Origin of the sequence: Halanaerobium sp. ST460_2HS_T2 (assembly GCF_003337665.1) — a bacterium.
Taxonomy (GTDB): domain Bacteria; phylum Bacillota; class Halanaerobiia; order Halanaerobiales; family Halanaerobiaceae; genus Halanaerobium; species Halanaerobium kushneri.
Genome location: NZ_QPJF01000043.1, coordinates 1 through 14,365, shown reverse-complemented (window position 1 = coordinate 14,365; position 14,365 = coordinate 1). Strand labels below are relative to the sequence as shown.

13 protein-coding genes are annotated in these 14,365 nt (G+C 35.0%); 5 read left to right on the top strand and 8 right to left on the bottom strand.

The features are described from left to right. Positions 1-112: 112 nt before the first annotated feature. The 7 genes from DFR80_RS14265 to DFR80_RS14235 form a co-directional block, all read right to left on the bottom strand. A complete protein-coding gene (locus DFR80_RS14265) occupies positions 113-1,171 on the bottom strand; it encodes a Gfo/Idh/MocA family protein (protein ID WP_114490382.1) in 1,059 nt (352 codons plus the stop codon). A gap of 130 nt (positions 1,172-1,301) precedes the next feature. Beyond that, entirely contained in the window at positions 1,302-2,750 is a 1,449-nt protein-coding gene (locus DFR80_RS14260) for a DUF4129 domain-containing protein (protein ID WP_158537734.1), read from the bottom strand. Beyond that, entirely contained in the window at positions 2,740-4,074 is a 1,335-nt protein-coding gene (locus tag DFR80_RS14255; protein WP_114490380.1) for a DUF58 domain-containing protein, read from the bottom strand. The genes DFR80_RS14260 and DFR80_RS14255 overlap by 11 nt, the downstream gene beginning before the upstream one ends. Continuing rightward, complete coding sequence (locus DFR80_RS14250; RefSeq protein WP_076544631.1) at positions 4,067-5,005, bottom strand: MoxR family ATPase; 939 nt, start codon at positions 5,003-5,005, stop codon at positions 4,067-4,069. The genes DFR80_RS14255 and DFR80_RS14250 overlap by 8 nt, the downstream gene beginning before the upstream one ends. Before the next feature lie 71 nt (positions 5,006-5,076). Next, complete coding sequence (gene larA, locus DFR80_RS14245; protein ID WP_114490379.1) at positions 5,077-6,327, bottom strand: nickel-dependent lactate racemase; 1,251 nt, start codon at positions 6,325-6,327, stop codon at positions 5,077-5,079. A 67-nt stretch (positions 6,328-6,394) separates the two neighbouring features. After that, positions 6,395-7,645 (bottom strand): adenosylhomocysteinase, encoded by a 1,251-nt coding sequence (locus tag DFR80_RS14240; RefSeq protein ID WP_114490378.1) that lies wholly within the window; start codon positions 7,643-7,645, stop codon positions 6,395-6,397. 175 nt (positions 7,646-7,820) lie between these two features. Further along, positions 7,821-8,396 carry a DUF3267 domain-containing protein gene (locus DFR80_RS14235; protein ID WP_114490377.1) on the bottom strand — a complete coding sequence of 192 codons (576 nt, stop codon included), beginning with the start codon at positions 8,394-8,396 and terminating at the stop codon, positions 7,821-7,823. Positions 8,397-8,835: 439 nt separating this feature from the next. Between DFR80_RS14235 and DFR80_RS14230 the strand changes: the two genes are divergently transcribed. The 5 genes from DFR80_RS14230 to DFR80_RS14210 all read left to right on the top strand — a co-directional run bounded on the left by DFR80_RS14230 (position 8,836) and on the right by DFR80_RS14210 (position 12,754). Beyond that, the gene (locus DFR80_RS14230) at positions 8,836-9,393 is read left to right on the top strand and encodes a LytTR family DNA-binding domain-containing protein (RefSeq protein ID WP_114490376.1); all 558 of its coding nucleotides are present in this window, start codon (positions 8,836-8,838) and stop codon (positions 9,391-9,393) included. Between the two features lie 10 nt (positions 9,394-9,403). Beyond that, complete coding sequence (locus tag DFR80_RS14225) at positions 9,404-9,826, top strand: hypothetical protein (protein ID WP_076544626.1); 423 nt, start codon at positions 9,404-9,406, stop codon at positions 9,824-9,826. 1 nt (position 9,827) lies between these two features. Continuing rightward, a complete protein-coding gene (locus DFR80_RS14220; protein ID WP_114490375.1) occupies positions 9,828-10,778 on the top strand; it encodes an alpha/beta fold hydrolase in 951 nt (316 codons plus the stop codon). Between the two features lie 160 nt (positions 10,779-10,938). Further along, positions 10,939-11,460, top strand: coding sequence for a TlpA disulfide reductase family protein (locus tag DFR80_RS14215; protein ID WP_076544624.1), 522 nt, complete (start codon positions 10,939-10,941; stop codon positions 11,458-11,460). A 34-nt stretch (positions 11,461-11,494) separates the two neighbouring features. After that, positions 11,495-12,754 carry an APC family permease gene (locus DFR80_RS14210; RefSeq protein WP_076544623.1) on the top strand — a complete coding sequence of 420 codons (1,260 nt, stop codon included), beginning with the start codon at positions 11,495-11,497 and terminating at the stop codon, positions 12,752-12,754. Positions 12,755-12,895: 141 nt separating this feature from the next. Here DFR80_RS14210 and DFR80_RS14205 read toward each other — a convergent pair whose 3' ends face one another. Further along, entirely contained in the window at positions 12,896-14,212 is a 1,317-nt protein-coding gene (locus DFR80_RS14205) for an NCS2 family permease (protein WP_076544622.1), read from the bottom strand. Positions 14,213-14,365: the final 153 nt, after the last annotated feature.

Genomic DNA, 14,365 nt, shown 5'->3' with positions numbered 1-14,365 from the left:
AATCTATTTTAAGAGTTTCTAAGAACAATTTATCCACAATTTTGCCTGTTGATAACTTTAAGTTTTTGCTATTTTAAAAAATGGGGAAACTCCTTTAAAAATTAAATTCCTATTAGAACTCAACCGCTTCCCCAGTTTCAGCTGATTTATAGATTGCATCCAGAATTTGAGCTATCACCAGAGCCTCTTTGGCTTTTACAGGTGGCTCTTTATCAGCTTTTATAGCTTCAATCCAGAGCCTTATTTCTCGATCACCAGGGTCTTCGTTTGTTGAACTGGCTGTAGAAATTTCTTCTTTATAAAGCCGACCCTCTTTTTCGCCATTGATTCGGAGACCATTAATATTGTCAGCTCCTGCCTTTGTTCCACTCAAAATACTTTTAATATCATATTCTTCTGGAGTATTTAAAGCCCAGCTGCTTTCTAAAAATATTGAACAGCCATTTTCCATTATAATATGGGCAACTGCTGCATCTTCAACCTCAAATTTTTCTTTTTCCCAGGGTCCAAAATAATTGGCCTTACTGCTTTCTGCAGCCATCTCATTAAAAACATTTGCCAGCACAATTTTAGGCTGATAATTATCCAGCAGCCAGAGAGTTAAATCCAGCGAGTGAGTTCCTATATCAATTAAAGGCCCACCACCCTGAATTTCTTTATCCAGAAAATACCCCCAGGTTGGTACACCTCGCCTCCTTAAGGCCAGGGAACGAGCAAAATAAATTTTTCCCAGTCTGCCACTATCGACCAGCTCTTTAAATAAAATGTTTTCTGTTTTAAAACGATTCTGGTAACTAACTGATAATTTTTGACCTGTCTTTTGAGCCATCTTATACATTGCTTCTGCCTGCTCAGCATTTAAAGCCATCGGTTTTTCGCACATCACATCTTTGCCAGCCCTCAATGCAGCAACTGAAATTTCTGCATGAGAATTATTCGGGGTACAGATATGGACAAGATCAAGCTCATTATCCTGCAAAAGTTTATTATAATCTGTATAGACTCTGGAAACTTCAGCTCCAAATTCTGCTGCTGCTCTTTCTGCTTTTTCCAGACTTCGATTACAAAAAGCTGTCATTTCTACATCTCTCAATTTAGCCAGACCTGGCATATGTTTACTGAAAGCTATTTCTCCACAACCAATTATTCCGGCTTTTAATTTTTTTCGCATTAATTTTCTCCCCTTAGATCAGTAATATTAAAGACTGCTATTTATTATTATAATTTGATTTTTTTCACTTAAGCTACTTGATAAAATCCTAATCTTATAACCTTTTATCTCTGGCCTGGTTTAAACTGATTTAAATTTTCTTTTTTAATATTTTCCAGATTGTTCTGGCTGTTTTAACAGCATTTTCACCTAATGGATGATCACTATAGGCAGTTTCTACAAATATTTCCGTTAAATTATTAATTTCTTCTTTTAAGTCCTGAAACTTTTCGACTAAATAACTCCGGTATTCATATGGAGTAGCAGCTGGATCTTTACCCATCCCTTTTAAAGATAAAAGTCTGAGCAGAGAGTTATAAATTCTAATTATTATGGAATTAGATTGACCTGTCAGCTCAATATTTTTAATGTTCTTTGCTTCTTCTTTAGCAGATTTCTTATTTTTTAGCCTCTCATTTCTTTTTCGCCAGCCGGAGGTAAAATTAATTTCTTTAATGACGGTAAAAATATCTTTAAGCGCTTTAATAATAAATTGATAAAAAGCTTTAAAAAACTGGGGCATGTTTTTTAACTTGCCTATCTCTGAGGTTATAAAAAAGATTACAAGAGCCAGAAAGAAAAGCGCAAAAATAACAGTCAAAAATATCTGGATAATAACAAATAATATCTCAATCCATCTGGGTTCTTCTTCCTCGGCCTCATCAGGCAGCTGTCCAGCATCAAATCTCTCTCTTATATTATCCTGCTGTTCCATCTCAACTACTCCCAACAAAGCCAGCTGTTGTCCTATCCAGCTGTTGATTCTATCCATTGGTAACGGTTGATAATTTGAAGGAAGTAAGAAAGCAAGCAGCAGAGCTAAAATTATAAAAATTAATAGAAATTTTCGCCAGCCCTTTTTTATTGATTGAGTTTCCTTTATTCGATTAACATTCCAGTCAACTGTTTTTTTGTCAAGATAAGTCAATGCCAGTAGAAATACCTCTGTAACTAAAAATATAATCGTTAAAATCAAAAATAGCATATTGACTTCACCTATAAACGCCCAGAGAATGAGCAAAGGCAGGTTAAGCCAGCTTACTTTTCGAGTCATCCTGGGCCAGATCAAAGGATAATCAAGCAATCTCCTAAATTCATCTAAATTCCAGTCCTCTCCCTTACTTTCATAAATTTTATCAAAATCCTTACGAAAATATTCAAAAATACCGCAGAATTCATAAACCTGATACCAGAAAAAAATACTGACCAGCCAAAATATAAATAAGTCCAGCTTGTCAAGGCTAAATATTGTAGCCAGACTCTGATAACGACCACTTAAAACAACTAAAAGCAGCAGATAGACAAAAAATTCTACAACAAAAGTCAGCATCGGTATTTTTATTTCCAGAGAAGCATTAAAATGCAGGATTGCCTCTACTAAAAATAAAAATAAGATTAAATAGGAAAAATTATTTAAGTTCATAAAATTTGAATTAATTTCAATTAAATAAAAAAACATAATGGCAAGGATAAAATACAATATAACTCCCATAAAGGGATAAAGATAACTATATTTAAAATTATATTCTTTAGCCTTCATGTAAATCACGCTCCCGCCGCAAATGATGAATTGAAAGGGGCGCTGTAAAAGGTAGATAGCTGTATTCCCGATGTACAACTTCATCCCCCAGAATCATAATTTTAATATTATAACCTCTTCTCAAAAGGTTTTCTACCACCTGTATTAGTTCGCTATCATCTTTATCAGTAAAAATAATTAGAGTTCCTCCCCAGGCTAGATCCAGCTCATCTGTTAATAGATTAAGAAAGTTATCAGCCTTTGATATTTCAACTCTTGCCAGTAACTCCAACAATTCCTGTAGATGAGCATCTCCACTACCGGATGGCAGTTTTAAATAACTATTGAAATTAGCAGCAGCTGCTGAATCAGATTCAATCTCATTCGACTTATTAACATTATCAGCTTCAGATTCTAAAGTATTAACTGATTTTTCAACTTCCAAACCTGATCTCTCTCCCGACTTATTTTTTGTATTTATCTTTTGCTGATAGGCATTAAATTCCTCCCAGTCTGTACCTTCAATAACAGCATTACTTAAAAATTTAAAGCTGTGGCCAACCCGATTTAAATAATAAGCCATTGAAGCTGCTGCTGTTACTGCAAGCTCTGTTTTTCTTTCTAAAAATTTAAGCCCATAATCTTCCTGAGACATATTTAAAACCAGAGCTGTATCAATCGAAACTGTAGATTCATTTTGGCGAGATTTTAATTCCCCAGTTTTAGCAGATGCCTTCCAGTGGATCTGGTTTAATCTATCTGCAGGCTGATATTCTCTAATACCTGCTGTTTTATAAGGATCCTTATAAATAGGCTGAGGCCATTTAGAATTGCCAAAAGGTAATCGGGAAGCCAGTCCTAACTCTTCTAAATTTAGAATTTTAGGATATATATAAACTTCGAGCTCTTTGAGTTCCCCTCTTGTTAGCTCATAGCCTAAAAAATCTCCTATCTCCCATTTCAGAGGTCCAATTTTATAAAATCCTCTTTTTTTAGCCTTTAAATTGAATTGCCATTCCTTTTTCTCCCCGGCTTTAAAATAGCTTAAGTGCTGCTCCTCCAAAATAGTCAATTTATTGGGTAAAAATTCTTTAAATTTCAGCCATAAAATTGGCAAAAAACTATTATTTTCTATCTTGATTATTACTTCAATCTTTTCATTATAAAATAAATGATCATTTTTTAAGTAATGAGATATTTTTAAATTTTTGCCAATATTATAATGATAATATTTGATTATAAAATGAAAAAGGAGGAAAAAATAAGCAAGCTTAAATAAGATTGTCCGCTGCATAACCGCTCCTCCCAGATAGGTTACTAAACCCAGAGCAAAGAAATTAATCAATTACTGGCACCTCGGTTCTTCTAATAATCTCTTTTATAATCTTTTTCTTATCTGCACCTCTGAGCCTGCTTTTTGATTTAACAATTAAGCGATGAGCAAGAACTGCAGAGGCAATTTCTTTTATATCATCCGGAATGATATAGTCTCTTTCCTTAATTACCGCCCATGCCTGAGCCATTTTCATTAAAGCAATACTACCCCGGGGACTGGCTCCCAGCTCCAGATCACTATGATTCCGGCTCTGATTTACCAGTTCTACTATGTATTTTCTCAGTTTCTGATCAACATGAACTTTTTTTACCTCGTTCTGTAATTCAATAAACTGCTGATCAGTCATTACAGCCTCTAATTTTTCCACTGGATGCTCCAGCTGCAGGTTTTTTAAAATTATCTGTTCTTCGTTCTCAGCGGGATAACCAATCTCCAGTCTAATTAAAAATCTATCAAGCTGCGCTTCAGGTAGTGGAAAAGTACCGTCATATTCAATTGGATTCTGAGTTGCCATGACGATAAACGGATCCGATAATTTGCGGCTTATTCCTTCAACAGTGATTTGTTTTTCAGCCATACTTTCTAAAAGTGCTGATTGAGTCCTTGGAGTTGCACGGTTTATCTCATCAGCTAAAACTACCTGTGAGAGAATTGGTCCTTCTCTAAATTCAAATTCATTTGTTTTTTGATTGTAGATAGAAACACCAGTAATATCAGATGGTAAAAGATCAGGGGTAAACTGAATTCGCTTAAATGAACAGCCAACAGAGCGGGCCAGTGATCGAACCAGGATAGTTTTCCCGACTCCAGGTACATCTTCAAATAAAATATGTCCCTCAGCCATCATAGCTGCCAGAGCTAGTTTTATTACACGATTCTTGCCCAGGATCACTTCTTCCACATTGTCAATAATTTTCTGTACTTTTTCTATATTCTGCAATTATTCCACCTCTTATTATTGGGGACCAGATACAAGCTTTAGATTTTGTAGCTGGATAAAAATTTTCTCTATTATTTAACCACTGGCACAGTCAAACTTCCCTGGGGGAGAATATAAACAGAATAATCTCCCTTATATTTTTCTTCCAGATAATCAACTGCCTGCTGAATAGATGTCATCTTTTTAGCAAAAATATTATCAGTTTGTTCTACAGTTAAATCGGAAATCAGAATTATTTCTTTTTCAACTGCCACCTTAGAGATCGCAAAGGCTTTGTGACCTCCAAGTAAGAATTTTTCTTTTATCCGTTTAACATTATCTTCAGGTTTTTGAGCCTCATTCATCCATTTTTCAAAACGCTCTTCCCCATAACCTTCTGAACACTCAGCCACCCAGATTATTGTTCCTCCCTTTTTGACAGCATGCTCTGCATGATCCAGAGCTTTCTGGGCCTGATAAATATTAATATCTCTTGGAAAACCGCCCGAACTTACAATAGCTGCATCTGCTTTTTTTGCTAAATGAAGATGATACATCTCAGCTGAAGTATTAACCCCATCTTCCCAGGCCTGACGATAATTTCCAGCAGTAACCTGAACAATCTCACGACTGCTGTTGGTAACAACATTCAGAATAAAATCCACCCCAACCTTTGCTGCTGCTTCAAACATTTCCTGACTGATTGGGTTTTCACTTATTTCAGGCGGATCTGCTATAACATCTATCATTAGAGCATGATTATTTTCGATGCTTTCCCTACCGGCTACTCCTGGCAAAATTGATTTTCTTCCACCAGAAAAACCTGCCATATAATGAGGTAAAATCACCCCAGTGGTGATTACAAAATCAGCTTCAGCCACCTTTTTATTAATTTTTAGCCTATTACCAGTGCTAAGCTTGCCTAGATCTGCTAAGTTATGATCACAGTTGTGATAAATAAAATTATAATTGCTGTCAATTTTTTTACCAAAAATTTCTTTATTTTGCTCTGGCGAATGAGGACTGTGAACACCGGTGGCTACAATAAAGGTTACCTGTTCTTTTTTAATCCCCGCTTCCGAAATAATACTCAACAGTGGTGGCAGCATATGGTGATATGGTGTATAGCGGGTTACATCATTAACTATAATTACCAGATCATCTATTTTTTTAGCTGTTAGAAGTTCTGCCAGTGGTGCGCTGCCCGTAGGATCTGCAAGTGCCCTCTCTACTGCTGCCTGTGGAGCAGCCAGCCCCTCTTTTTCTTTTGCTTTTAGGATATCTAATACTTTACTACTCTCAATTTTAAATTCTAATTTTTTTCTTCCATATTTTAATTTCATTTCTACTATACTACTCCTTCTTATTTGATGACCGGTAGCCGGGATTATTTTCAGATGCCTGATGTCATTAATTTTCCCAGCTGTTAATATAATCCTCCTGTTCCTCTGTCAACTGATCAATCTCGATTCCTAATGACTTCAATTTATATTTTGCTACCATATTGTCAATATCATCAGGTATATTATAAACTTGGGCATCCAAATTTTGATTATGATTTAAATGTAATAAAGATAAAAGCTGTAGGGCAAATGTCATATCCATAATTTCGGCTGGATGTCCATCTCCTGCTGCTAGATTAACCAGTCTACCATCTGCCAAAAGATAGAGTTTACGACCATCCATAAGTTCAAACTTCCTGATATTTTCTCGAGCTTCACTAACTTCTATAGCCAGATCATTAAGTGCCGGTTTGGAAACTTCAACATCAAAATGTCCCGCATTTGATAAAATAGCTCCATCTTTCATTACCTTTAAATCTTCTTTATCAATTACATTTTTACATCCGGTTACGGTAATAAAGAAATCTCCTTTTTTGGCTGCTTCCTGCATCGGCATAACCTCAAACCCATCCATCCAGGCTTCACTGGCCTTAATCGGATCAATTTCTGTAACAATTACTCTGGCACCAAGACCCTTAGCCCTCATTGCCACACCTTTTCCACACCAGCCATAACCTGCTACTACAGCAGTTTTACCTGCAACAACCAGGTTAGTTGTCCTCATAATTCCATCCCAGACAGATTGGCCGGTTCCATAACGGTTATCAAAAAGAGATTTACATTTAGCATCATTAACTGCCATCATTGGAAAAGCCAGGGTTCCGTCTCCTTCCATCGCTTCCAGGCGGTGAATTCCAGTAGTGGTTTCCTCTGCTCCACCGATAATGTTTTCCAGCAGCTCTCTTCTATCTTTATGTAGAGTCTCAACCATATCCCCACCATCATCAATAATTAAATCAGGTTCAATATTTAAAACCTTATTTAAATGCTCCTTATACTCCTCTGGAGTTGAGCCATACCAGCTGTGGACCATTACTCCATGAGCAGCCAGACCTGCTGCTACATCATCCTGGGTGGAAAGTGGATTACTGCCCGCAATAGCTACCTCTGCTCCTAACTGACTAATCACATAAGCCATATAGGCTGTCTTCGCCTCTAAATGCAGGCAGATCGCCACTTTTTTCCCTGCCAGCGGCTGTGCTTCCTGATGCTCCTTTAAAATTTCATTTAAAATATCCATCTTGTCTGCCACCCACTGAATTTTGCGCCAGCCCTCTTCAGCTAATTCAGGATTTCTAAGTGTTGATTTAGTAATCATAATTTTCCTCCTCAGTAAATTTTATTGTAATTATCTTTGTTTCTTTTTATAAATTAATAACGGATAATTTAAATGTTAAATTCTATTCTAATAAATTATCCGAATTTTCCTCTTATTTATATTTTATCATAGATTATAGTAATGAAAAGAAAAATCAGTTAAAACTATATATATTTTATACTTCCTTCCAGAATACTCTGGCAGTATCAGTTTTAACAACTGAGTTTTTTGGAACCTGACTGATCACTAAAATAGAGTAAAATATATCTCCTGCTCCTCCAATGGAATTTAAAATTGCAATAATAGCTAAATATATATAATTTAATTCTAAAATAGAAATTAATAAAACTGGAAATACAGTTAGTATGAACAGAGGGGCCAGCATAGCAATTATAAGTCTATTTTTTTTTAGAGGTAAATCATAATAAGAGTAGAACACAAATTTTTTCGGCCAGAAACCAAAAATGATTTTATCAGAAAGGCCAAAATTGGGATACATGATCGCATGGGAAGCTTCATGTAAGGGAATTAATAAAAAGACTAAATACCAGTTTTCCATATATGTACTGTAAATTTCCCTAATTGATATAATCTCTTTAATAAATTGATAGAAAAATGTACTAATTAAAATTCCAAAAACTAATATTAGTAATTTAAAAATAAAAAAACTCGAGATGTTTTTTAGTTCCTTCCAGTCTTTATTCTGAGATAATTTTTCTAAATCTGTTGGTGAACCCAGCTTAAATTTCATTCAAATCTCTCCCCTTTATTTAAATTAAGTTAAATATGTTAAGTCAATTCTTCTTTTATTATATAAGATCTTAAATAAATGTATAAAGTTTTTAGCTAAAAGGTTGATATCAAAGACCAACTTGCACTTAGAGTAGAATAAGTTGTCTTAATTCATTTTGCCACTCAAAAGATACGACTTAAACTGTCAGAACTGCGGCTTAGCTAAAATCTACTCTCTGAAATCACAAAGTATGCTATTCTATTTTTAACAGCGGAAAAGGAGGGAGAATGAATGATAAAACAACCAATTGCAACAGGTTTATGCAACTTCCAGTCCGGCCAAAAATTAATTTAGTCAATCGCTTTACTTTAGATAAGCTTTATTAATATAATTAAGATAATGTGTAATTTTTTGAAAATAATTCTAAAGTAAACAGAAAATCTGGAGGCAAACTAATATGAAGCTAAAATTAATCTGTTCTAATTCCTATCAGCTTTTATTAAAGGAGTTTTTGGAAGCCAGAAATTTTCAAATTTCTGAACAGGCAGAACTGGCACTGGTTGAAAACGGCCAAAAAATTCCAGAAGACGTAATCAGCCTTGTATTCAACCCCCAGCAAATTGATCAATTGATTTCTTTTTTAGAAAATCAGCTCGGAAATGGGGCTGAGCAGAAAGAAAAAAATCTGCAGGATCACCTGATAGGGCAGCTGGATGAAAACTATGAAATTATTAATTATCAGGATATTATACTTTTTGAAGCCCAGAACAGCATAATTTATGCCAGAACAAAAGCTAAAAAATATCGCCTTAAAGAAAAATTATATCAGCTCGAAGAGGAACTGGCAGCAGAAGGCTTTATCAGAATTAATAAGTCAGAGATAGTTAACATAATACATATCAAAGAGATTGTTCCCTGGTTTAATGGAAGACTACTTTTAAAACTGGATATAAAAAAAGAAATTGAGGTTTCACGCAGTTATGCTGGTGACTTCAAAAAATATTTAGGATTGTGAGGAGATAGTAATGGAAAAAATTAAAGACTATATAATTAATCTACTGCCTTCAGGAATGGTTGGAGTTGTGATCGCAATTTTTGAAAATCTATTCTTAAATCCAAACAGCGATCTCTCTGAATCAATTTTAATTTATTTTATCTTTGGAGCTTTAATTGGAACCGTAAGCGAGCTTGCTGTATCATGGACAATTTATAAGACCTCTTCTAAACTATTATCATATCTAGCTGTATTGCTTGCTGATGGCCTATCTGTCTTTTTACTATTAATGCTTTTGGGAACTCATCAGGCTTACGGCTGGCAGGCAGTTTTAAATATTATTTTAATCACTGAGATACTGGCCTTTGTTATTGCCTATTTTAGCAATCAAGAATATCAAAATTTTAATCAGAGTTTAGAGTCAATAAAAGATAACTTAAAAGGAAGAGAGTAAATTGAAAAATATTTTAAAAAAAATTATAATTATTGTGCCTATAATTTTAATCGCTTTAGTCTCATTTATAGTTTTAAGCAGTTATTTGGAACACCGGGAATTAATCGCTGAAGAAAAGGCAAAATATCCTGCTCCTGGTAAATTAGTCAGTGTTGATGAAACAAATATTCATGTTTATGCTGAAGGGCAGGGAAAGCAGACTCTGGTCTTTATGTCCGGACTGGGAACAGTTTCACCCTACTATGATTTTAAAGTCCTTTTTGAAAAGTTATCAGATGATTACCGTATTGCAGTTGTCGAAAGGGCCGGGTATGGCTGGAGTGAAATTAGTTCTGAAGCTAGAGATTTAAAAACTGTTCTTAACGAAACTCGGACCGCTTTAAAACTGGCAGGGGAAAAAGCACCTTATGTTTTATTTCCACACTCTCTAGCTGGACTTGAAGCTGTCTATTGGTCCAATCTTTATCCAGAAGAAGTAAAGGCAGTTATCGGTCTGGATCCACTTATGCCCGGCTTTATTGAAGAATCTGAAGAAGGACCTGTTTTATCTCCACTTATATCAATCCTGACTCGAACCGGGCTAGTCCGAAATCAGCCTGAAGTTTTTTCTAATAATTTTCATGCTGCTAAAAAAGGTCTTTTAACAGAAAAAGAAGCCAAAATTGCCAGAACAATATTTTACCGACGGGTCCAGACCAAAAACATGTGGGAAGAAGTTGATATGGTCGAAAGTAACTCTAAATTAGCTAAGAAAGAGAATAAATATAAAGTCCCTTTTTATGCTTTTATCTCCAGTAGAAATGAAGAAAAGAGCTGGCAGGACAGTATAGTTTCTTATACAAAAGAAGCTGATGGTGAAGCTTTTATTTTAGATGCTGACCACTACATTCACCTTGAACAGCCAGAGTTTATTGCAGAAAAAAGTAAAGAAATCATTGAAAAAAATTTATAGAATACAAACTCAAACCCTGCTTTTTTAATAAACCAGCTGCATTCTATTTTAAATTAATATCCTTTTTTCGCGATATTTGTATTCAATAAACTGGAAATCTGTGTATTTTACTTGTATAATTATAATTAAGATCAATTGAATCCAAATGGAGGGATCATTAATGAATAAAAAAATAGCAATATTTTTAATTGTAGCTCTGATAATTGGTGGTTTATCTTTCTTTTATCTGCAGAGTCCTAAGTCTGAAGTAGTTCAGGCTGAAGTTGGTACTGAAATTGATATGCAGGCTCCAGATTTTGAATTAAAAAATATAAATGATAAAAAAGTAAGTTTAAGTGATTTCCGCGGGCAAAAAGTTTTTCTTAATTTTTGGGCCAGCTGGTGTCCCCCCTGTAGAGAAGAAATGCCCGATATACAAAAATTACACGAGAACTACGGAGAAGAAGTAATCATACTGGCAGTAAATGTTGGAGAAAATAAATCTACAGCTGCTAATTTCATGATGAAAAATGGTCTTTCATTTTCTGTTCTCCTGGATACTGATAAGAGTACAGCCCAGAACTATCTGGTCCGAGGAATCCCTACAAGCTACTTTTTAAATGAAGATGGAATCATTAAAAATAAGGTTGTTGGTGCAGTGAGTTATGAGAAAATGCTTGAACTATCTGGAATTAAAGAATAAAATAAATAATTTTGTTTAAGCAGGAGGTAAAAATATGGATAAAAAAAAGATGGGTCTAAACGAAACTTGGAGCATGGCTGTTGGTGGTATGATAGGTGGCGGTATTTTTTCTGTTCTGGGAGTAATAATTGCAACTGCTGGTAACATGGCCTGGTTGAGTTTTTTAATTGCCGGCTTAATTGCTCTCGCCACTGGAATTAGCTATTCTAAACTAACAAATAAGTTTGAAGAGGGTGGAGGCGCTTTTACTTATATTAAGGATATTAATCACCAGGGATTAGCAGGGGGCCTTTCCTGGCTATTAATGATAGGATATATTCTCACTCTTTCAGTTTATGCATTTACTTTTGGGCAGTACTTAGAACAAATCTTAAATTATGGGCCCTGGTTTCCCCGGCTCGTTTCCATATCTATAATTCTGATTTTTATGTACTTTAATCTTAGAGATGTAAGTGAAGCTTCACATCTGGAGGTATTTATAGTTTGGGCAAAATTAGCTATTCTACTGGCTATTGCTGCTGTAGGAATATCGAATTTTAATCCAGATATGTTTAATAGTGAACCCATGCGATCAGCGGGTACTTTTGTCAATGCTATTATTGGAGCCTCAACTATTTTTATGGCTTATGAAGGTTTTCAGCTAATAACGTATGATTATAATGAAATTGAAGATGCTGACAGAACAATTCACAGAGCAGAAATTCTGGCAATTGTTTCTGTAATTGTTATTTATATTATAGTTACTCTGGGAACTATAAATCTGGTCAGCCACCAGACAATCATCGAAGAAAAAGAAGTTGTTCTTGCAATAGCAGGCCAGAACATCTTAGGTACCGCTGGTCTAATAATTGCTTCAATAGCTGCCTTATTTTCCACAGGTTCTGCTATAAATTCAACTATCTTTGCAACTGCACGTCTGGCAATTAAAGTGGCCAATGATGGAGAACTGCCTTCATTTTTGATCCATAAAAATAATGCCGGTATTCCTGATAGATCAATTTATATAATAGGCGGTGTTGGAGCCCTACTGGCTGCCTTTGGTAATTTATCCTCTCTGGTTGAAGCTGCAAGCTTTATTTTTCTGATTACATTTTCTACTGTTAATTTTATTGCCTTCAAGGAGATTGCTAAAACTAAATTAATTTCTTTCTTAGGAGGAGCAGGAGCAGCCATCGCTTCAATTTCATTATTTATTCGTTTTTTTCAGAGAGACATCAAAATTATTATAACTCTTACTATTTTATTGCTGCTGGCAACTGTAGGCAGAAAATTAATTTACACCTTTAACTCCTAACTCTACGACTAAACTCAGTTAAAAATTTAATATTTTATTTCTATCACAAAAAGCGGTGAAAATTCATTTTAAAATGAACTTTCACCGCTTTAAAAACTTATTTTACTTTATTTAATAGATTTTCAGTTTCCAAAAATATTTTTAATGAACTACAAAGTAGAATACAAATACTACTCCCAGTACATATACTAACCAGTGTACATCCTTACCCTTACCAGTAAATAGCTTAACTATTGGATAAACTATAAAACCAAGTGCAATACCATTGGAGATTGAATATGTTAATGGCATAGCTATCATTGCCACAAAAGCAGGTAGAATTTCTGTAAAATCATCCCAGTCAAGCTTGGTTATATTTGTCATCATCATTGTACCAACAATGATTAAAGCAGGCGCTGTTGCTGCTGCAGGAACTATTCCAATTAATGGTTTAAAGAATAAAGATAAAAAGAATAGTATGGAAACAATTACCCCAGTTAAACCTGTTCTTCCACCTTCAGCTACACCAGAAGCTGATTCTACATATGTTGTTACTGTACTTGTTCCAAATAAAGCTCCACCAGTGGTACCTATTGCATCTGCTAAAAGAGCTCGACTTGCTTTTGGTAAATCGCCATTTTCATCTAAGTATCCAGCCTGCTGACTTACCCCAACTAAAGTTCCAGCAGTATCAAACATATCCACAAATAGAAATGAGAGTAAAACACCCATCATACTAAAACTTAATGCTGAACCAATATCTAATTGTAACAACACTTCAGACCAGTGTGACATCTGTGGCATCGCAACTACTCCATTAAATGCAGGAGTAACACCATTAATCCAGCCAAAAGCAGTAGAAGCCAGGATCCCCCAGAGCAATGCTCCTTTGATTCCTTTGGCATGTAAAATTCCTGTAATTAAAAGACCAAATAAAGCTACAAGTCCGGGTCCAGTTAAGACACTCCCCATTGCAACTAGAGTTGCCTGATCAGCTACAACTATACCTGCATTCTGCAGACCAATGAAAGCAATAAATAAACCAATGCCTGTACTGATACCTGTCTTCAAAGCCATTGGAATACTGTTAACTATCATTTCTCTAACAGGAGTAACACTCAAAATAATAAAGATAATACCTTCCAGTAGTATAATTCCCAGTGCAGCCTGCCAGGTAACACCCATTCCAATAACAACTGAATAGGCAAAAAATGCATTTAAACCCATTCCAGAAGCAAGGGCAAAGGGATAGTTTGTTAAAAGAGCCATCGAAAGTGTACCCAGAATTGCTCCCATTATGGTAGCAATAAAGACACCATTAAAAGGCATACCTGCATCACTTAATATCGCAGGATTAACAAAAATAATATACGCCATAGTCATAAAAGTTGTAATTCCCGCAATAACCTCAGTCTTCACATCAGTGTTATTTTCTTTTAAACTAAAAAATTCTTCTAATACTCCATTATTATTACTCATTAATAAATACCCTCCTTATTTTTTTCTAGATATTAGTCGTTTGTATAATGTCTAAGGTCCTAAATGACAGGGCTCATGACATAAATTTTTGGTGATTTCCTCCTTAAGATATGGTATAATATAGTTAGAGATACTAAAAATACCACAAAGCCA

Excerpts from the sequence above, each read along its gene's own strand:
- larA (WP_114490379.1), bottom strand. The coding sequence starts at position 6,327 with ATGAAATTAAAATATGGAAGAAAAAAATTAGAATTTAAAATTGAGAGT.
- DFR80_RS14235 (WP_114490377.1), bottom strand. The coding sequence starts at position 8,396 with ATGAAATTTAAGCTGGGTTCACCAACAGATTTAGAAAAATTATCTCAG.
- DFR80_RS14210 (WP_076544623.1), top strand. The coding sequence starts at position 11,495 with ATGGATAAAAAAAAGATGGGTCTAAACGAAACTTGGAGCATGGCTGTT.
- DFR80_RS14265 (WP_114490382.1), bottom strand. The coding sequence starts at position 1,171 with ATGCGAAAAAAATTAAAAGCCGGAATAATTGGTTGTGGAGAAATAGCT.
- DFR80_RS14260 (WP_158537734.1), bottom strand. The coding sequence starts at position 2,750 with ATGAAGGCTAAAGAATATAATTTTAAATATAGTTATCTTTATCCCTTT.
- DFR80_RS14230 (WP_114490376.1), top strand. The coding sequence starts at position 8,836 with ATGAAGCTAAAATTAATCTGTTCTAATTCCTATCAGCTTTTATTAAAG.
- DFR80_RS14215 (WP_076544624.1), top strand. The coding sequence starts at position 10,939 with ATGAATAAAAAAATAGCAATATTTTTAATTGTAGCTCTGATAATTGGT.
- DFR80_RS14225 (WP_076544626.1), top strand. The coding sequence starts at position 9,404 with ATGGAAAAAATTAAAGACTATATAATTAATCTACTGCCTTCAGGAATG.
- DFR80_RS14205 (WP_076544622.1), bottom strand. The coding sequence starts at position 14,212 with ATGAGTAATAATAATGGAGTATTAGAAGAATTTTTTAGTTTAAAAGAA.
- DFR80_RS14240 (WP_114490378.1), bottom strand. The coding sequence starts at position 7,645 with ATGATTACTAAATCAACACTTAGAAATCCTGAATTAGCTGAAGAGGGC.